Here is an 18631-nt window from a genome sequence, read left to right as displayed (position 1 = left end):
TTCTGTACCATTTCTTTATAAACATCCATGTGACCACATAATCTTATTTATGCTTCTAAATGCTCTGTAATCCTCCTATATGATTGTATTTTACGGGTGATTTTTCGCCTATCTTTAGTTGAAAACGCTTTTATTGGAATTGAATTCCTCCTTCCTCTTATGACTTCCTGCTCCTTTACTGGAAAAATAAGTTGCTTTTTCAACACCCATTATGTATTATAGTTTCATGACTATGAAACAATCAGATGATCAAATCAGAGCGCAAATTTTCAAAGCACTGTCTGATGAATCAAGGCTTGCCATTATTCGTACGCTTTATGTCAGCGGAAAAGAACTCAGCTGCGGTGAAGTAGGTGAAAAGTGCAATATTGTCAAAACCACGGCATCTTATCATTTTAAAACGCTGCGTGAAGCGGGATTGACGGCAACTCGGAAAGATTCGCGGACAAAATACGTCAGTCTGCGTGAAGACACATTTCAAACTTACCTGCCTGGCTTTTTGGAAACCCTCTAACAAAGGGTTTTCTCTATACATATCTGTTTCATAGTTTCAAAGTTATAAAACAATAGGAGTGATAAAATTTGAATCGCATTTGGCTTTTCTTCAGTGTCATGTTTGTCATTGGCACGGATACCTTTTTGCTTTCGCCGCTTCTCCCCCTTTTACAGGATCAGTTTCATGTTTCTACTGATTTGTCAGGCTGGATGGTCAGTGCTTATGCACTCGGTTATGCGCTCTTCGCTTTCATTGCAGGCCCAATCTCAGACCGGCTGAACAGGAAAACAGTCATGCTGTGGGGACTTGCAGGCTTTATCGTATCCACGTTTTTATGCGGTATCGCTCATTCTTTTGCCGCCATGTGCCTGTTCCGTTTTGCCGCAGGCGTTAGCGCTGCGTTTGTGACGCCTCAAATTTGGGCGTCCATCCCAGTCATTGTCCACCCTTCTCAGATCATAAAAGGCATGGGGATTGCGACAGCAGGTTTGGCCGCTTCACAAATGCTCGGACTTCCTATTGGAGGGTTTCTCGCTTCCTTTACATGGCATACGCCATTTTTCGTTTTGTCAGCGTGCTCGCTCATTCTTCTATTGCTCCTGGCGGCGGTCATGCCTGATATCCGGCCTTCTGAACAATTGATACGCCCATCAATTGTAAACCCCTATCGGGAGCTTTTTTCATTGCCGAAAACATCGGTTATTCTGCTTGCCTATTTTCTGTTTCAAACCGGAAACTTCGCTTCGTTCAGCTTTCTGGGTACTTGGCTTTCCGCAGATTATCATTTAACCGTGTCACAAATTGGCGCAGCTATGCTTGTACTCGGACTGGGAAATATGCTCGGGAGCCTTATCGGCAGCCGGGTTTCAGAAAAGCTGGGCATGTTTAAAACACTGATCAGCGGGATGCTGCTAATGTGCGCTCTCTATTTCGCTCTTCCGTTCTTTCCAAACTTGTTTTTAGTAGAAGCCGGCTTTTTTCTCACGTTCTTTACAGCTGGCATCATCTTTCCGTTAATGATGGGTGTCTTTCAATCCATTGCACCAAATGCGCGAGGAACCATCGCTTCCCTTTCCAATGCCGCTATGTATGCCGGAACCACTGTCGGTACAAGTATTGCAGGTTTTTTATATCAAAGCACACAGCATTTCGGAGCTGTCACAGGATTTACTGCCATTCTGTTCATACTTTCTATGACGCTCTACCAGACAATCAGTAAAACCGGGAAACGCCAATCCGCAGCCCGGGCGCAATTGTAAAAAAAGCACCTCATTCAAGAGGTGCCTCAGATTGTTGACAAAATCCTAAAATGGTTTTCATTTTAGGATTTTGTCATCTTTTCAGCGTGATTGAAAACCCTTGAAGTCTAGGAAGGACGAGCATAGGAGCGGACATTCACAGGATGTGATGACGACGGCGTTTAGGCAGGACGCCTGAGAATTTAGCCGTTGATCCACTTCGCATTGAGCACCGAAGCGCAGTCCTGACACCGAATGCGAGGGTTTGTCGACACGCTGAAAGCACCTCTTTCAAGAGGTGCTTTTCCTATTCCAGCTCAGTTTGTTTCGTTTCTTTCCCCATAATCAAAATACAAGCAACCGCGAGTAAGATTGCAATGCAAAAGATTGAAAAGATGATCGAAAACGAAATATGACGGGCTGCCAGGGTTCCGACGAGCAAAGGCCCGAAGATGCCGCCGATTCTTCCAAACGCTGCTGTCGTTCCTGAACCTGTTGCTCGAATCGCAGTCGGGTATTGCTCCGGGGTATAAGCATACAGCACGCCCCACGCACCGAGATTAAAAAACGATAACAGCATTCCAGCCGTAAGCAGAAGACTTAAGGAATCCGCCGTTCCGAAGAAATAGGCGCTTCCTGCTGTACCAATCAAGTAAATGACGAGTATCCACTTCCGGCCTGCTTTTTCAATCAGCCAGGCGGCAGAGAAATAGCCCGGTAGCTGAGCAAGCGTCATCAGCAGGACATATTCAAAGCTTTGAATCATGCTGAAGCCTTTCAGCAGCATGACACTCGGCAGCCATAAGAACATGCCGTAATAAGAAAACACCACACAGAACCAAACGATCGACAGCATTACGGTCGGCCGTATATACTGTCTTGCCCAGACGCTTTTTACATTCTCCCACACCGACCTCTTTTTGGCAGAAAGCGATTCATATTTCGGCGAATCAGGCAGACTCGTCCGCAGGTACAGCGCATAAAAAGCAGTCAGCGCAGTTAACAGCAGGGCAGCCTGCCAGCCGAAACTTGGTATCACAAAGTAAGAAATCAAGGCCGCTGCGAGCCAGCCCACGGCCCAAAAGCTTTCCAAAAGCACAATCACTCTGCCCCGCTTTTCAGGCACAACCGCTTCCGAAACGAGTGTTGAAGCGACTGGAAGCTCGCCGCCAAGTCCCATACCAATCACGAAACGAAGGATTAGAAATGCCGATAAGCTCGTCACAAAAGCAGAAATGCCGCTTCCGATGGAAAAGCATAAAAGGGTAATGATAAACACTTTTTTGCGGCCAATTCGATCAGCAAGCAAACCAAACAAAAACGCACCCGCAGCCATGCCGATGGAATTGACGCTTCCAATCCATTTCATTTCCTCGGGCGACAGATTCCACTCTACATGGAGCGCGGCGATAATAAACGATAATATTCCGACATCCATTGCATCAAACAGCCACCCCAAACCGGCGACGCCCAGCAGTTTACGCTGGGATATAGGCTGTTGTTTTCCCATTGCCAACACCTCTGATATGCAAAATGATTACCGTTTAAGTTTACACCTGTCTTTACACATTGTCATTAACTAAATGATGTAATTGAAAAACCCCGCTTATGTTCCACAAGCGGGGTTTTTATTATTGCTGCAATGCTGCTTTTTTAATATTATCCTGAAGCTGTGCAATTCGTCTCGCGCCGTCTTCGCGGAGGCGTTTGTTTTCTTCCTCGATTTGTTTTGTTTCCTGCATGCCGCTGACAATCGTGTTCCAAGACGATTCGATCGTTTCAATATCTATGCTCGGTCTGCCGGCCATTCTGGCAATTTCAACACTTTGGCTCGAGATGTTTTCAGCATTTCGTTTCAGCATCTCGTTTGTCCGGCGGTCAAGCTCGCTCATGGAATCAGCCACAAGCTTTTGCCGCTTTACCGTAACAGCCTGAATAATGCCGTTTTTGAAAATCGGAATGGTAATGATAAACGCGGAGTTGATTTTCCCGATCAGCTTTGCATTTCCTCGCTGCAGGAGACGGATTTGAGGTGCGGTTTGAAGCGCCACCATCCGTGCCATGTCCAGATCATACACCCGTTCCTCAAGCGCCTGAATGCCGTTGCGCAACGTATCGAGCTGCATTTGCGCCAGCTGGTTCCCGCTTGCCGCTTTTTCCTCATATGAAGGAAGGATCGACTGCATCTCTTCCAGTTTCATCTGGCCGGCAACGACGTATTTTTCAAGCTCCATATAGTATTTGATATTGTTTTCATACATTTCATCGAGCGTGTAGTTCGTCTTCGTCATCTCATCTTTGTATTTTGAAATCTCAACGTGGATTTTTTCAATCTCTCCGCCAAGTGTCTGATACTTTTTAAAGATTTTTTCAATCATGCTGCCGCCGCGTTTGAAAATTTTCGCCATTAATCCCTTTGGCTCATCAAAATCATTTTTGTCGAAGCGGTCCATGATTTTCCCAAGCTGAGTCAGCATTGTGCCGGAGTCTGTCACGCTTGTTGTTTTCATCATCCCCAAGATGCGGTCAGAGAACTTGGATATTTCAACGGCCGGCTCCTTGCCATACTCAAGCAGCTCCATTTGGTTTTTGACGTCAATTTGTTGAGCAAGCCGCTTTACTTCTGGTTCCTGACGGAGCTGAAGACGAATATCGTCAGCTTTTTGCTGGGAAATCTCTTCATTTTTATCGAGAACAAGCGGATTTTGATTTTCTGTTGTCATGCTTTTCTTCTCTCCTTATTTTTGGGTAATGGTTCTGAAGAGCCTTTTTACAAGCGAAGGCTCTTTGTAGTCCTGCTGAAACACCATGTCGTCCAGCCAGTGGATATCATACTGGTCCTCTTCAATAAACTGCTCAATATCTTGGTGTCCGGGCGGATTATAAGTGATGATATCGATTCCGATTTCATTCAGGAACAGCAGGGCGGCAGCATCCGATCGCGTGAGTCCGCCGCTCATTTCCGTATGATATAAAACGAGTTTCGGAACGGTTTGCGCATAGTCGAACATTTGAATCAATTTCAGCAGATTAGCAGGCAGGTTTGTTGTTTGTTTAAACAAATAGATTTGAACATCCTTGACTTGTTCCTGATGCAAAGCCTTAAGCCGCGGGTGCCTGCACATTCTCGAAATCGTTTTGGCAATGGCAGTCTGAACGCCCGCCGGCAGCTGTTTGTACTGCCACACATTGCTTGCCATCAGCTTGTCCGGATCAATGTTCCCTTCTTGATCAAGTGCGTGGCTGTAGTGAAATTGATAGTTCGACTTTATTTCTTCTGTAAATGGAAAGCTTCTTACCATTTCTGTTTCCTGATAATCCGCTAGAGTATGAAGCCTGTTCCAATATTCCTTATTGTCTTTCGACACGCCCATAATTTTGGCGAATACATTCGGAATCTCAATTGAATGTTTATCTGCTTTGAAATTCGGCCGAATAAAGGCGCGTTCTTTCGTGATTAAAAACAATTCATCATAGGTCGTTTTCAGCGTAACGGACACCGGTGTGTGATCTCTGAACTGCCACGGCTTATACAGCAAAGATTCCTCGTGATTCAGCACATGTTCAATTTCCTTTGTTGAGCGGTAAGCCACTGTTGATTTCCGGTCTGGTTTTTCTTTCGGAAACGGCTGAAGCTCCGAAACATCCGGGAGCTTTTCCGTAAAACCGAGCTCCTGCTTCGGGTCGACAAGCGCCAGCTGATCCGTTCCCGCCGGATGGAACAGTAGTACATCACAGCCGACTAGCATCAGAAAATATAAGAAATAGAGCTGGCTTTTCGTCGCATCTCCATACCAAACAACCTTCGGCATCTCCCGCTCTATATCGGTTTTTTCCAGCCAAGGATTCAGGTGGTTTAAGGAAAACTTCGAGACATCAAGCAGCACTCTGCGAAAATCAGGATGATTCAACCCCTTTTCATGACTGTCCGCAAAGGTATGTAAAAGCGTCATCAGCGCTTTTCTTAAATGGCGGTGCATCAAGGGATTTGAGTGCTTCGCAATCAGCTTTTCCCCGTCCAGAAAGGCAACAAAGCGGCTGACTGACAGCCCTTTTTCTTTCTGATTGATGGAATGAATATGCTGAAGCTTTTGAAATGTTTCCGGTTCGATTGTTTTATCAAGCGTTTCACTCAAAATCGTTATGCGGTCGTTTACAGACAGCTCATACAGCTCGTTATAGTAGTCCGTCTCATCAATAGGCGTGCCCAATATCTGACCGGCAAGACGAGAAAAAGAAAGGCCTTGTGCAGTTTCATAGTGATCCCGCTCCGGCAATGGCTGAAACAGCAGGCTTTTCCAATCGCCATCAGCCGGAAGTGCTTTATGAATGGTTAGTTCTTCTTGTCTCATCATATCCTCCTTTCCGGTTTGTCATTGAACGATATTTCGGTAACAAAAAAGGAAGGACATTGAACCTCCCTCCTTGTTTTGTTTTATTCTTCTTTTGAAGCGGCTGTTTGTTCGCGCACCTGCTTTTGTTTATTGATGTAGTGAATAATCAATGTTACCGCAAATGCAGCGATAATGATGATGAAGAATACGGAGTGCGGCATTTCGTAATGGAAAGCGCTCCCCGCCATTTTCAGCGCGATAATGCCGATTAAGACGAATGCTGTGTTTTCCAGCTCAGGAATTTTATCAATCAGCACAAGGAACACTTTTGCCACTGTACGCATCATTAAAATACCAAGCATACCGCCGATCAGAAGCACCCATACTTTTTCAGATACTGCAAACGCGGCCAGGATGCTGTCCACAGAGAAGGCAAGATCCATTAATTCTACTGAAATGACAGTCGCCCAGAAGATCCCGAACGTGCGGACCATCCAAGAGTTTTTCTTCATGCCGTCCGCTTCCTCTTCTTTTTCGCCTATCCAGAAGTGCTTAATGACGAGCCAAGCCAGGTAAAGCGCGCCAAGCACCTTGATCCACCAGAATTTAATGAGAAGCATACCGAGCCCGATGAAAATAAACCTGAAAATATAAGCTCCAAACAAACCATATGTTAACGCTTTTTTCCGCTGTTTTTCCGGCAGGTGTTTAACCATGACCGCAAGAACAAGCGCGTTATCGGCCGATAAAAGGCCTTCCAGAACAACAAGGGAACCGATTAAACCCCAGGAAACAGGATCAGTCAGAACTTCCCCCCACATTTTCCAATCGAAAAATGAAGCATACGTAGACAAAATATGATGTAAAAAGTCCAAGTTTTTTCCTCCTATTAATTTGAAACGGTGACTTCTCTATTTGTCACTCGCTTACACTTGCAAACCGTAATTCCGGCACAATGCAGCCAGCCCGCCGGAAAATCCGCTGCCGATCGCATTGAATTTCCACTCGCCGCCGTGTCTGTAAAGCTCACAAACGACAACAGCTGTTTCAATGGAGAAGTCTTCTCCCAAATCGAAGCGAAGAAGCTCATTCTGCGTTTCTTCATCCACAACGCGGACAAATGCATTGGAAACTTGTCCAAAGTTTTGGCTGCGTGCTTCAGCGTCGTGAATGGTCACTGTGATGCCGATTTTCTCAATGTGAGCAGGGATTTTTGAGAAATCAACGATAATCTGCTCATCATCTCCGTCGCCCTCACCCGTGCGGTTGTCACCCGTATGGATGACACCGCCGCTCGGATGTTCAAGGTTATTATAGAAGACGAAATCGAGATCATTTACGCAGTTATCATGCGCATCAACTAAAAAGGCCGAAGCATCCAGGTCAAAATCGTGTCCGCCGGAGTACTTGTTTGTATCCCAGCCTAAGCCGATCACCGCTTTTGTCAGTCCCGGATTTGTTTTTGTTAAATCAATGCGCTGTCCTTTTGATAATTGAATGGCCATACTGCCTCTCTCCTTTCTGCTCTTCGTATTTGTCTTAACCGACTTGCAAACCGTAGTCTGTTGCAATGCGGGCAAGGCCGCCTTGGTAGCCTGAGCCGATTGCGGAGAATTTCCACTCGCCGTTATGTCTGTAAAGCTCCCCTGCAATGATTGCCGTTTCAATAGAGAAATCTTCTGCAAGATCGTAACGGATGAGCTCTTCATTTGTTTCTTCATTTACGATGCGGACAAACGCGTTTGATACTTGTCCAAAGTTTTGGCTGCGCGCTTCTGCATCGTGAATGGTAATAACAAATGAGATTTTATCAATGTTTGCCGGTACAGCGCTGAGATTTACTTTTACATTCTCATCGTCGCCTTCGCCAGCACCAGTCAGGTTGTCGCCTGAATGAACGACTGAACCGTTGCCGCCTTCAAGCTGGTTGTAGAAAATAAAGTCGTTTGGAGATGCGCATTTGCCTGCAGCGTCTAACAGAAACACACTTGAGTCAAGATCAAAGTCGTGCCCGCCGTCATACTTGTTCGTATCCCAGCCTAAACCGACAACAACCTTTGAAAGACCCGGATTTGTTTTTGTTAAATCTACTTTTTGTCCTTTTGCCAATGAAATTGTCATGTTTCATCCACTCCTTTTCTTTTATACGTATCTGCTGATAATATCTTCTAATCTCGTATCGTTTGTGCCCTCACCGATCGCCGCAAACTTCCACTCACTGCCGCTGCGGTAGATTTCTGCTGTAATCAGGCTTGTTCTGCCGGCATAATTGTCTCTCAAATTGTACTTGAGCATTTCTTCATGATGAGATTGATCAACTACGCGGATAAACGCATTTTGAATCATGCCGAAATCTTGTTTTCTTCTGACACAATCGTAAATGTTTACTACAAATACAAGCTTATCGATGTTTGCAGGCACTTTATCTAAATCTATCATAATTTGCTCGTCATCGCCCGCACCGTCACCCGTCAGGTTGTCGCCTGTATGCTGTACACCGCCGCAGCGGCTTTTCAGGTTGCCGAAATAAATCAGGTTTTTCTTATCGGTAAATTTTCCGTTTTCCAGCATCAGCACTGAAGCGTCACAGTCGATATTCGGACCGCCTCCGCCAAGCAGTTTGCTGAAGAATCCTCCGCCTGAGGACACTGGGTCCCAGCCGAGACCGACCATCAATTTTGACAGACCGGCTTTTCCTTTTGTTAAATCAATTCGTTGACCTTTTTCTAATGAAATTGCCACACGATTCACTCCTACTCATCGAAATGTGAAGATAGTCACATTTATTTTTACGCTCACAAGGAAAATAAGCCGTAAATTACTAATATATACGTTTGTTATTATATCAAAGTTTCGTAAAAGTTAAGAATAATTGACGAAAAACCTCGAAAAAAAACTTCCATATTTGATATATGATTTGCAAATGCTATAAAGTGCGCTTCTTAAACAAACCATTTGACGCGGGCAAGTCATTTTGCCTATTCTGGTGTCACCATCTAAAAACAGACAGAAAGGAAGCGGCCTTTTGATTCATTTAAGCATACTTGATCAGGCACCTGTTTCTAAAGGAGAAAGCCCTGTGACAACTCTTCAGCATTCGGTTGAGCTTGCCCAATTAAGCGAAGAGTGGGGCTATAAGCGTTATTGGTTTGCCGAGCATCACAGCACGAAAGGACTGGCAAGCACAGCGCCTGAAATCATGATCGCCCGCATCGCAGCACAGACAAACACCATTCGTGTCGGATCAGGCGGCGTGCTTCTGCCCCAATACAGCCCATTTAAAGTGGCTGAAACCTTTCGCCAGCTTGAGGCCCTGTATCCAAACCGGATTGACCTCGGCGTCGGTCGTTCTCCCGGCGGCACGACAAAAACCAGGCTTGCATTAACGGACGGGGTGAAAAAAAGCTTAACCGAATTTAACAGACAGCTGCAGGATGTCTCTTATTTTCTAACAGATTCCCTTCCTCCCGACCATCCGTATGCCGGAATCAAAGCGGCGCCCCTTATTGGCACGGCACCCGAGCTATGGGTGCTCGGTCTTGGTGAAAACAGCGCAAGACGCGCGGCGCAACAGGGGATTGGATATGTATTTGGGCATTTCATTAATCCCGAGCGAGGAGAAAATGCATTCCGCATCTACCGGGAAAGCTTTCGGCCCTCAGCCCATTTTTCGAATCCATCCGCACTGTTTACGATTTTTGTCATTTGCGCAAAAACAGATGAAGAGGCAGAAGAACTCGCATTAAGCCAGGATTTGTGGCTTCTTCGCGTCGGAAAAGGCTTGGACAGCCGCGTGCCAAGCATCGAGGAAGCGAAAGCCCATCTCTACACAGCGTCCGATAAAAAACTCATAGAAGAAAACAGAAAGCGGATGGTGATCGGTTCTCCAACCACTGTCAAACAACAGCTGTTAGACCTCACAGACCGCTATGAAACAAATGAAATCATGGTACTGTGCAATGTATTTGATTTTGAGGCGAAAAAAGAATCGTATGAGCGCCTTGCCGGATTGTTTCTATAAAAAAAGCAGTTTTCCCTGGGGAAAACTGCTTTTCATGTTATCGGCGCCTTTTTTTGCGCTGAGCTTCTTTTTTGATAAACGTCCAAACTCCCTGAACTGCAAATCCGATTAATAGCAAAACGATCAATAGCAGGGTAATAGACGGACCTGGCGGCGTCCCGAGCTGATAGGATGATGTCAGTCCCGTAAATACACTGAATAACGAAATGAGTATGGCTGTAATGAAAACCATGTTAAAGCCTTTTGCAATTCTGATGGCGAATGCTGCCGGCAATACGAGCAGGGCCGAGACAAGAAGGACCCCGATGATCGGAATAATGACTGAAATCGCAAGGCCTGTGACAATACTGAATGACAATGAAAGAACGTTTGTATTGATTCCCGATGTTTTGGCTGTTGCTTCATCAAACGTCAGCAGGTAGAGCGGCCTTCTCAGTACGATAAAATAAAGCAGGATCAGCAGTGTGATAATACTGATAATATAGACCTGCTGCTGGTTTACTGTCACAAGCGATCCAAATAGGTATTGATCGATGCTCATATTGGCTGTGCCTTTGGAAAGGCTGATTAAAAACATCGCGAAGGACAAACCAGCTGCCATCAAGATCGCAATGGACACTTCTGAATAAGTCCGATACGCCCGCCGCATGTATTCAATTCCGATTGCGCCGATGGTCACGACGACTATGCTTGCTGCGGTTATATTGGTGCTGAGAAAAAAGCCGATGGCAACACCTGACAATGAGATATGTGAAAGTGTGTCAGCCATTAAGGCCTGTCTTCTGAGAACGAGATACACTCCTAGTATCGGAGCCATGACGGCGATCATGCCGCCTGCTAGAAAAGCTCGTCGCATGAATTCCAAGTCAAACATTTCCATCCGCCTTTTTCTCCTCTCTCTAATCGAATCACTTTATCTAAAAATTGCTGTACTTCGTTTTGTTCGTGAGTAACCATCACAACTGTGCGGTTGTGATTTTTCACAAGGTGATGCATAAATTCGTAAAATCCTTTTCTGCTGTCGTAATCAACAGCTGTCGTCGGTTCGTCCAGCATCAGCAGATCCGGGTTGCTGGCAAGCATTCTGGCGATACAGATTTTCTGTTTCTGTCCGCCTGATAAATCACCGATTTTACGGTGACGGAGCTCCCACATTTCCACCATTTTCAGTGCTTTTTCTACTTCAAGATGATCTTCTTCATTTAAACGTTTAAACCATTTCCCTTTTGTGTAGCGGCCTGATTGAACAAGCTCCAGCACCGTGCTCGGAAAGCCGGCATTAAATGAAGAAATTTGCTGCGGGACGTACCCTATGGTCAGGCGTTTCCCTTCTGTATTCCTTTTACTGATCGTCACTGTGCCTTCCCACGGTTTCAGCATGCCGAGCATTACCTTTATGAGCGTCGATTTAGAGGCGCCGTTTGGTCCAGTGATGCCGACGAACTCACCGCTTTCAATATCAAGTGATACTTTATCTAAAACAGGCGTATGGGAATAGCCGAAAACGATATCTTTCAATGAGACGAGATTCATGTTAATCTTCCTTTCTCACAAAGAAATAGTGTGCACCCTCCGGCGCACACTATCTTATGATTTAACCAATAGTGAATCTTTCAGGGCATCGAGATTTTGTTTCATAATGTCGATATACCCTAAACCTTTATCCTGTTCTTCTTTGCTCAAGCCTTCCAGTGTATTCAGCACTTCTGTCTTCGCGCCGATTTCACTGGCGAGCGTATCTGCGACCTTTGAGGATGCAATTTCTTCAAAGTAAATGACTTTTACATTATGTTCTTTGGCATATGTTTTCAGCTTTGCCAAGCTGGCTGCGCTCGGTTCTTGGTCAGGTGAAAGCCCTGCAATCGGAACCTGCTTCAAGCCGTATTCTTTTGCCAGATAGCCAAAAGCTGTATGCTGCGTGATAAATTCTTTTTTCTCCGCTTTTTTTGCGGTTGTACGATATAGTTTATCAAGATCCTGCAGTTTTGCAATATATTCTTTACTATTTTTCTCATAGTATTCTTTGTTATCCGGGTCCTGCTTCACGATTTGCGCCGTAATATTTTTAACTTCCTTCTGTGCCAGAACAGGGCTGAGCCATACGTGAGGGTCCATTGCATGACTGTGCTCATGCTCCCCATGATCATGCTCTTCGTGTTCTTCTTCAGAGCCTTCCATTAAATCAATGCCTTTGCTTGCATTAACGAAAACGGCATGGCCTTGGCCCATGCTTTTTTCAGCTGACGGAACCCATGTCTCCATGTATTCACTATTATAAACGAACAAATCAGCATCCTGAATGTTGGCAATGTCTTTCGGCGTCGGTTCCCAATCATGCGGTTCAACGGAAGATGGGATTAACAGATCCACATCGCCTTTGTCTTTTACAATTTGTTTTGTGAATTCATACATCGGGTAGAACGTTGTGACAACGTGCAGTTTATCACCCTTTGAATCCGCCGACCCTTTTGTTGATGAGTTGCCGCATGCTGCAACTAATAAAAAGCACGCTGCAATCACAAACAAACCGCTCCATTTTTTAAACATATCGTATATCCCCTCTTTTTCAGTAACTTTAAATCAAAATGATAACGATTTTGTAATCCTATATCATAATAAACCGAAGTCATTACGTTTTGCAAGAATAAATTTCATTTTCATTTATTCTTCCCGCCTGCAGAGCGAATATATGTACTAAAAAAACCCGGCTAAGAATGCCGGGCTACTTAAATCATTAGTTTGTTTTGTCCAGAAGATAGACCCTGCTCTCATAAGGCCGGAACACCATTTCGTCAGCAAGATCATCGTTGTTATAATTGCTGAGAAGCAGAGAGGCCTGAGCTTTGCCGCAGTTCTTAGGCCACTGAAAAACAGCCTGCTCTTTTGAAAAATTATTGACCGACAAAAGCTGCTGTTTACTGTTTTCTCTCATGTATACAAACAACTGCGGATCGTCCGGAAGCAAAAGATCAAAGCTCCCTTTCATGAGGTCAGCGTACTGCTTTCTCAGGCTGATCAGCTTTTTGTAATAGATTAAGACCGAATTAGGATCTCCTTGCGCTTCCTCCACATTGATTGCGGTGAAGTTCGGATTGACCTTCAGCCAAGGCGTGCCGTCAGTAAATCCGGCATTTTTGCCGCTGTTCCACTGCATCGGGGTCCGGGCGTGATCCCGGCTTTTGGCTAAGATCGATCTCATCACATCATTTGGATCATAGCCTTTTTCAAACACCCGTTTATGATACATATTGATCGTTTGGATATCTTTGTAGTCTTCAATCCGGGTAAACGGCGCATTTGTCATCCCGATTTCTTCTCCCTGATAAATATACGGCGTGCCCTTCATAAAATAAAGTACGGTTGCCAGCATTTTCGCTGATGTTTTACGGTATTCCCCATCGTCTCCGAATCTGGACACAATCCGGGGCTGGTCGTGGTTGCACCAAAACAATGTATTCCAGCCTTGATGTTCAAGCTTCTTTTGCCATTTTGTCAAAACCGATTTTAAATCAGAAAGCTCAAGGGGCTTCAAATCCCAATGTTCTTTTCCGGGCTGCTGATCAAGCTCCATATGCTGAAAGTGAAAAATCATATTCAGCTCATGCTTATCTGTTCCCGTATATTTCAGGCCTTCTTCCGGTGTGACACTGCCGACCTCTCCGACAGACATGACATCATATTGAGAAAACACTTCATCTGTCATTTCTTTTAAATAGTCATGGATTCTTTCGCCATTTGGCTGAAAGGGCCTCGGCTCTGCCTGCTGATTGATATAGTCCTCATACGAAGGAAGATATTCTTTCTTAGAAATGAGATGGAGCTGATCAATTCGCAAACCGTCGACCCCTTTATCGAGCCAAAATTTCATCATGTCATACACCGCCTGGCGAACTTCGGGATTTTCCCAGTTTAAATCAGCTTGTTTGACGGCATTCATATGGAGATAGTACTCTCCGGTGTGCTCTTCGTATTGCCAGACCGGGCATCCATAGTCTGAGAGCCAGTCCGTCGGCGGGCCGTTCTTTGTGCCGGGACGCCAATAATAATAGCTGCGGTATTTACTGTTTTTGTCCAGCTCCGCTTCTTTAAACCACGGATGCTCGACCGAGGTGTGATTTAACACAAAGTCCATCACCAGCTTTAATCCCCGCTGATGCACCTGGTCCAGCAGCTCGTGAAAATCGTCCATTGTTCCGTAAGAATCCATAATCGCCTTATGGTTTGTCACATCATAGCCGTAATCAACATTCGGAGAAGGATAGATCGGGCAAATCCAAATCACATCTGCCCCGAGCTCCTTTATGTAGTCAAGACGGGAAATAATCCCCCGCAAGTCCCCAATTCCGTCTCCATTGCTGTCCTGAAAGCTTCTCGGGTAAATTTGGTACACCACTGCATCCTTCCACCAGTCTGTTTTCATCCCGCAATCCCCCTGTTTTGTCTTCTATTCAAGCTGAGATGGATAAAGTGTCATTCCGCCGTCGACGAAAAGTGTTGTGCCGGTCACATAGCTTGCTTCCTCAGATACGAGCCAAGCTGCTGCTGCCGCCACTTCTTCAGGCTTTCCGAAGGCTTTCATCGGAATTTTTTTCAATTGTTTTTGCCTGCTCTCTTCCTTTTTCGTATCAACATTTGATTCTGTGGCAATGGTGCCGGGCGCTATCGCATTGACGCGGATTCCTTTATCCGCATAATTGAGCGCCAGCGTTTCCGTCATCATCTTGATGCCGCCTTTGGATGTGGAATACTGAACGTTGACTGGGCGCGGAATCTGCTGATGAACACTTGAGATATTCAGCACATTGCCCTTGATATTGTTTTTCATCATGTGGTTAAGTGCTGCTTTTGCTCCCAGAAAGGTTCCGGTAACATTGACATCAATCACTCTCTGCCAATCTTCAAGACTCATCTCATGCGGCATCGCCTCAACGCCGTTAAAACCGGAGTTGTTTACCATCACATCGAGCGTGCCGAAATGCTCTAAAGCTGTGTCCAAGAGCGCCTGAATCCCCTCTTCTTTTGACACGTCCGCCTCAACTGCGACGGCTTTCCCTCCGTTCTGCTTAATGATTTCCAGAGTTTCATCGGCTCCAGACGGGTCGCTGTGGTAGTTTACAACAACATTCATTTTCTCCTGTCCGAACCGTTCTGCAATGGCTTTCCCGATTCCTTTTGAAGACCCTGTCACAATCGCTGTTTTTCCGGTTAAATCTTTGTACATACTTGATATCCTCCTCTGATTTCTCACTATGCAGTGGAAAATACCCTGTTTTTCCGAGTTGAAAACAGCACAAAAAAAGCAGAGAACCTGTAGTTCTCTGCCATTTCCTATTGAAAACGCTGCTCGGCAAGCTTCTTTTTAATATTCATCAGCCTGCGGTAAAAGAAAGCAGCGGACTCGTAATGTTCCAGCTGATTGAAACGTTCCGCTGTATCATGCAGCAGATCTTCGGCGTCGGCAAGAAGCTGCCTGGATTCCAGCAGGTCAAAGCATTCTGTAAGCACGTTCAGGTCGCCGCTTCCAAGATACAGCTCATGAATGAGGCGGAATTTCGTCAAGTACATGTCATCCTCCCATTCAGCCGCGCTCTTTATCCCGCGGTCATACGCCTCTACTGCCTTGTCGTATTTTCCCTCTTTACAGTAGATATGGGTCAGTGAAAATACAGCTTGAACAGCTTGCTGAAAGTTGTGCTCCTCAAAAATGGCGGCGGCTGTTTTGAAATAGCCCTCCGCTTCTTTGTAATCACCCAGACTGTACTTACAGTGTCCGACATTATAATAGGCAGCGGCGATCATGTATGCTTCTTCAAGCTGCCTGGCATGATCTAAAGCGCTGCACAAGTGGGTCAGTGCTTTTTCATGATGATACACATCGGTCAAATTTCCGGCGATGATAAATTCACACTGAACCCGGCGGCGACCGTACAGTTCATATTTCGTATAGATATCAAGCGCCTGGCTCGCATAATTCATGGAAAAATACGTTTGTTTGATGTGATAATACACTTCTGCGACTTTAAAAAGAAACTCAGCTTTTTCGATCTCATCCTCGACATACTCGAGCTTTTCCTCGGCATGTTTATAATGGTCGATCGCTAATATGAAATTTTTCTGCTTGAATTCGTACATTCCTCTGAAATAATAAAAGTAGTATTCCAATAAGCCCGTGAGTTTTTGCTGATTGCTTTCAATTTCGTTCAGCATATCAGAGAACGGAGGCTTGGTGTCGCTGTCTTTCACCGGCATCAGCTTATCAAGCATGATTCGATGGCGGAATTCCATCAAAGAAAAATATAAAAGCAAGTCCTGGTTCTCTTCCATATCTTCTAAATCGTATTCAATCTCCTGCTTTAACGCTTCTGCTTGATCTGCTTCAAATGCGCGAATGAGCTTGTACCATTCATTCAGCTTTACTGCTACTTCTTCTGATGGAATCTTTGCTCTCATCGGTCTGCCTCCTTCCTCCTGCTACTATTTATGTTATATTTTATCATAGCTGTTCGCTTTTAGAGAGAGTCAATCACTTAAAAGCGTTAACATTCAGCACATCTTGAGAAAGTGAGACCGATATGAAGTTACCCGCAAAAACATTTGTCATCTTATGTATTCTATTTCTTCTAGATCTTTGTTTTAGTTATATTCGGCATGAATGGCATTCTCAAAACGCCTTGCAGGACATGCCTGTCCCTTCGGATCTTCATCCGATTGTGAAGCAGAATGCCGATGCACTCAAAGCCGCTGCAGCGAATAAAGGCATTACCGTCGTCATTACTGAAGGATTCAGGTCCTTTAAGGAACAAGATGAATTATATAAACAGGGACGTACAAAAAAAGGGAATATTGTCACCTATGCAAGAGGAGGGGAATCGTATCATAACTATGGTTTAGCGATTGATTTCGCCCTTCAAAAAAAGGATGGAAGCATCATATGGGATATGGAATATGACGGCAATCAAAACGGAAAATCAGATTGGCTGGAGGTTGTCGGGATCGCTAAGACACTCGGTTTTGAATGGGGCGGGGATTGGAAACGATTCAAGGACTACCCCCACTTGGAGATGATTCCTAACTAGACACCCCTCACAGCCTTTTCTTTTTCCTTATGTGCGCATCAATATAGGAAGGGTAAACCGGCTTATAGACAAGTTTGTAGTGCTGGTCACTGCCTGCAGTAAAATCAGGCTGCCATTCCAGCTTCACATCAAAAGCGGCTAAAAACGCTTCTCTCGCTTCTTCAGCGGAAACATCCGGCCTGTGATTTATCGCTTCCAATTGTTCAGGTTCAATATCAGGCGCCATAAAAGCGTCAATCAACCCAGTTTCCGGATTGACAATGATGCGGGCAGCGCCGAACCGCAGCGGCACTCCTTTATACCAGACAGAAAAATGGTTGCGGACTCTCCCTCTCTCATCAATTCGGACGGGATTCACCCTGAAAAACTCAGCCGCTCTCGGATAGAGGGCATACAAAAATTGAAGCGCTATCTCTTGGCATTCTTCCGTGGAGCATTGGCGGTTGTTCGGCCGCTCCATAAAAGAAAGCGCTGCTTTTAATTTTCCAGTTCTTTTATCCGTCTTCATTTTGATTGTGTTTTTATTTCTCGTTTCAAAATAGCTTCCTATGCTTAAATCCTTACGCTCCGGCGCAGCGCCCCTGCGCCATGTGCTTCCAATTTGTTCTCCAAAGTCTCTTTCACTGACTTTCTGCATATCAGAGGTAAAACCCAGCAAGGCAAATATATCAACTTCTTCCTTGTTCTGAAGCGGCGGCAGTGACGCCGTGTTTTCTATTCTTTCATCTGCGATATGCTGGTCGGGCACAATTTCGCCTATATCTGCGGGATAGCTGTATCCCGGGAGAATCGGTTCATAAACAAGCCTTGGTTCCTGTTCGCCATCAATGACATCATACATCAGCTCAAAAGACATTGTGTTTAAGTAATGGGACACAACCTTCTCTTTTGCTACAAATTCTGTCGGAACTTCGGCTTTATGCCCTTCCCCGTAATATAGAAAGTGGACAATCTGACCGCTTCGTGTCATATCAATTAAAAAGCCTGAATTGGGAATCGGAAGCCCCAGCTCCATTTTGGTATAGACAAACCGGATGTGCTGCCCCCGTTCTTCCTTGCCTTGAAAATGAAAATTCATAAATGTGCCGGGATGATTGGCAGCGGCAAACTGAAGAGCCGTCAGCTTCAGCTCGGCATCTGGAAGTTGTTTGTCTGTCTCGGAGCGGACAGTTGTTGAAAAGGTGAGCAAAGCGCCGTCATTTCTAAGTTCAACTGTAATGTGCTTTTCCGGATCTTTAGGGTCCTTCCAGATAAAATATGCCTGCCCGTTCTTCTTTTGCTTTTGGTCGTAATCTTCTATCTCAAGCTCATAATGCGTCGGTACATTTCCGATCTCCTGCGCCTTCTTTTTCAGCTGTTTATTAACCAATGAAGTCATCCCTTTCAAAGAGTCTACGACAAAGAGAATCCTGTTTATTATATAAAAAGACCTTTCTTCATTTAAAGTGAAGAAAGGTCCTTTTCTA

The 18631-nt window shown here is 45.1% G+C and carries 18 protein-coding genes; 4 read left to right on the top strand and 14 right to left on the bottom strand.

Annotated elements, in window-relative coordinates; all coding sequences use genetic code 11:
• The first annotated feature begins 211 nt into the window (after positions 1-211).
• Both AC0OMA_RS01755 and AC0OMA_RS01750 read left to right on the top strand, forming a co-directional pair.
• The gene (locus AC0OMA_RS01755; RefSeq protein WP_010886398.1) at positions 212-514 is read left to right on the top strand and encodes an ArsR/SmtB family transcription factor; all 303 of its coding nucleotides are present in this window, start codon (positions 212-214) and stop codon (positions 512-514) included.
• Positions 515-582: 68 nt separating this feature from the next.
• Positions 583-1755 carry an MFS transporter gene (locus AC0OMA_RS01750; protein ID WP_474221844.1) on the top strand — a complete coding sequence of 391 codons (1173 nt, stop codon included), beginning with the start codon at positions 583-585 and terminating at the stop codon, positions 1753-1755.
• Positions 1756-2041: 286 nt separating this feature from the next.
• On the opposite strand, the gene niaP is transcribed toward AC0OMA_RS01750, so the two are convergent.
• From niaP to AC0OMA_RS01715, 7 genes are all read right to left on the bottom strand, one after another.
• Positions 2042-3244, bottom strand: a complete 1203-nt coding sequence (gene niaP, locus AC0OMA_RS01745; RefSeq protein WP_474221843.1) for a niacin permease NiaP — start codon at positions 3242-3244, stop codon at positions 2042-2044.
• A gap of 121 nt (positions 3245-3365) precedes the next feature.
• Entirely contained in the window at positions 3366-4457 is a 1092-nt protein-coding gene (locus AC0OMA_RS01740) for a toxic anion resistance protein (protein ID WP_003234715.1), read from the bottom strand.
• Positions 4458-4472: 15 nt separating this feature from the next.
• The gene (locus AC0OMA_RS01735) at positions 4473-6086 is read right to left on the bottom strand and encodes a YceG family protein (RefSeq protein WP_474222414.1); all 1614 of its coding nucleotides are present in this window, start codon (positions 6084-6086) and stop codon (positions 4473-4475) included.
• Between the two features lie 83 nt (positions 6087-6169).
• The gene (locus tag AC0OMA_RS01730; RefSeq protein ID WP_003246458.1) at positions 6170-6943 is read right to left on the bottom strand and encodes a TerC family protein; all 774 of its coding nucleotides are present in this window, start codon (positions 6941-6943) and stop codon (positions 6170-6172) included.
• A 51-nt stretch (positions 6944-6994) separates the two neighbouring features.
• Positions 6995-7573 carry a TerD family protein gene (locus AC0OMA_RS01725; protein ID WP_003241242.1) on the bottom strand — a complete coding sequence of 193 codons (579 nt, stop codon included), beginning with the start codon at positions 7571-7573 and terminating at the stop codon, positions 6995-6997.
• Between the two features lie 34 nt (positions 7574-7607).
• On the bottom strand, positions 7608-8189 hold the full coding sequence (locus AC0OMA_RS01720; RefSeq protein WP_003234723.1) for a TerD family protein: 582 nt from the start codon (positions 8187-8189) through the stop codon (positions 7608-7610).
• 21 nt (positions 8190-8210) lie between these two features.
• Positions 8211-8810, bottom strand: a complete 600-nt coding sequence (locus tag AC0OMA_RS01715; RefSeq protein ID WP_015482760.1) for a TerD family protein — start codon at positions 8808-8810, stop codon at positions 8211-8213.
• 283 nt (positions 8811-9093) lie between these two features.
• On the opposite strand from AC0OMA_RS01715, the gene AC0OMA_RS01710 reads away from it, so the two are divergent.
• A complete protein-coding gene (locus AC0OMA_RS01710) occupies positions 9094-10089 on the top strand; it encodes an LLM class flavin-dependent oxidoreductase (RefSeq protein ID WP_327844641.1) in 996 nt (331 codons plus the stop codon).
• 37 nt (positions 10090-10126) lie between these two features.
• Here the strand turns inward: AC0OMA_RS01710 and znuB are convergent, their stop codons facing one another.
• The 6 genes from znuB to rapJ form a co-directional block, all read right to left on the bottom strand.
• A complete protein-coding gene (gene znuB, locus AC0OMA_RS01705; protein WP_041053073.1) occupies positions 10127-10969 on the bottom strand; it encodes a zinc ABC transporter permease ZnuB in 843 nt (280 codons plus the stop codon).
• The gene (gene znuC, locus AC0OMA_RS01700) at positions 10927-11622 is read right to left on the bottom strand and encodes a zinc ABC transporter ATP-binding protein ZnuC (RefSeq protein WP_014475714.1); all 696 of its coding nucleotides are present in this window, start codon (positions 11620-11622) and stop codon (positions 10927-10929) included. Before znuC ends, znuB begins: the two co-directional genes overlap by 43 nt.
• A 54-nt stretch (positions 11623-11676) precedes the next feature.
• Complete coding sequence (locus tag AC0OMA_RS01695; protein WP_003234733.1) at positions 11677-12636, bottom strand: metal ABC transporter substrate-binding protein; 960 nt, start codon at positions 12634-12636, stop codon at positions 11677-11679.
• Positions 12637-12823: 187 nt separating this feature from the next.
• Complete coding sequence (locus AC0OMA_RS01690; RefSeq protein ID WP_474221842.1) at positions 12824-14509, bottom strand: glycoside hydrolase family 13 protein; 1686 nt, start codon at positions 14507-14509, stop codon at positions 12824-12826.
• A 24-nt stretch (positions 14510-14533) separates the two neighbouring features.
• A complete protein-coding gene (locus AC0OMA_RS01685; protein WP_015382686.1) occupies positions 14534-15310 on the bottom strand; it encodes an SDR family oxidoreductase in 777 nt (258 codons plus the stop codon).
• Positions 15311-15417: 107 nt separating this feature from the next.
• Positions 15418-16539 (bottom strand): response regulator aspartate phosphatase RapJ, encoded by a 1122-nt coding sequence (gene rapJ, locus AC0OMA_RS01680; protein WP_015715201.1) that lies wholly within the window; start codon positions 16537-16539, stop codon positions 15418-15420.
• A 122-nt stretch (positions 16540-16661) separates the two neighbouring features.
• On the opposite strand from rapJ, the gene cwlK reads away from it, so the two are divergent.
• Positions 16662-17165: a peptidoglycan L-alanyl-D-glutamate endopeptidase CwlK gene (cwlK, locus tag AC0OMA_RS01675; RefSeq protein ID WP_047182036.1), complete on the top strand. Its 504-nt coding sequence runs from the start codon at positions 16662-16664 to the stop codon at positions 17163-17165.
• Positions 17166-17172: 7 nt separating this feature from the next.
• Here cwlK and AC0OMA_RS01670 read toward each other — a convergent pair whose 3' ends face one another.
• Positions 17173-18534: a YcdB/YcdC domain-containing protein gene (locus AC0OMA_RS01670; RefSeq protein WP_474221841.1), complete on the bottom strand. Its 1362-nt coding sequence runs from the start codon at positions 18532-18534 to the stop codon at positions 17173-17175.
• Positions 18535-18631 lie beyond the last annotated feature (97 nt).

The sequence above is a fragment of the Bacillus sp. AMCV2 genome, assembly GCF_056033925.1.
This window is presented reverse-complemented; position numbering and strand designations above follow the sequence as displayed.

Excerpts from the sequence above, each read along its gene's own strand:
- AC0OMA_RS01755 (WP_010886398.1), top strand. The coding sequence starts at position 212 with ATGTATTATAGTTTCATGACTATGAAACAATCAGATGATCAAATCAGA.
- niaP (WP_474221843.1), bottom strand. The coding sequence starts at position 3,244 with ATGGGAAAACAACAGCCTATATCCCAGCGTAAACTGCTGGGCGTCGCC.
- AC0OMA_RS01740 (WP_003234715.1), bottom strand. The coding sequence starts at position 4,457 with ATGACAACAGAAAATCAAAATCCGCTTGTTCTCGATAAAAATGAAGAG.
- AC0OMA_RS01735 (WP_474222414.1), bottom strand. The coding sequence starts at position 6,086 with ATGAGACAAGAAGAACTAACCATTCATAAAGCACTTCCGGCTGATGGC.
- AC0OMA_RS01725 (WP_003241242.1), bottom strand. The coding sequence starts at position 7,573 with ATGGCCATTCAATTATCAAAAGGACAGCGCATTGATTTAACAAAAACA.
- AC0OMA_RS01720 (WP_003234723.1), bottom strand. The coding sequence starts at position 8,189 with ATGACAATTTCATTGGCAAAAGGACAAAAAGTAGATTTAACAAAAACA.
- znuB (WP_041053073.1), bottom strand. The coding sequence starts at position 10,969 with ATGGAAATGTTTGACTTGGAATTCATGCGACGAGCTTTTCTAGCAGGC.
- znuC (WP_014475714.1), bottom strand. The coding sequence starts at position 11,622 with ATGAATCTCGTCTCATTGAAAGATATCGTTTTCGGCTATTCCCATACG.
- AC0OMA_RS01695 (WP_003234733.1), bottom strand. The coding sequence starts at position 12,636 with ATGTTTAAAAAATGGAGCGGTTTGTTTGTGATTGCAGCGTGCTTTTTA.
- AC0OMA_RS01690 (WP_474221842.1), bottom strand. The coding sequence starts at position 14,509 with ATGAAAACAGACTGGTGGAAGGATGCAGTGGTGTACCAAATTTACCCG.
- AC0OMA_RS01685 (WP_015382686.1), bottom strand. The coding sequence starts at position 15,310 with ATGTACAAAGATTTAACCGGAAAAACAGCGATTGTGACAGGGTCTTCA.
- rapJ (WP_015715201.1), bottom strand. The coding sequence starts at position 16,539 with ATGAGAGCAAAGATTCCATCAGAAGAAGTAGCAGTAAAGCTGAATGAA.
- cwlK (WP_047182036.1), top strand. The coding sequence starts at position 16,662 with ATGAAGTTACCCGCAAAAACATTTGTCATCTTATGTATTCTATTTCTT.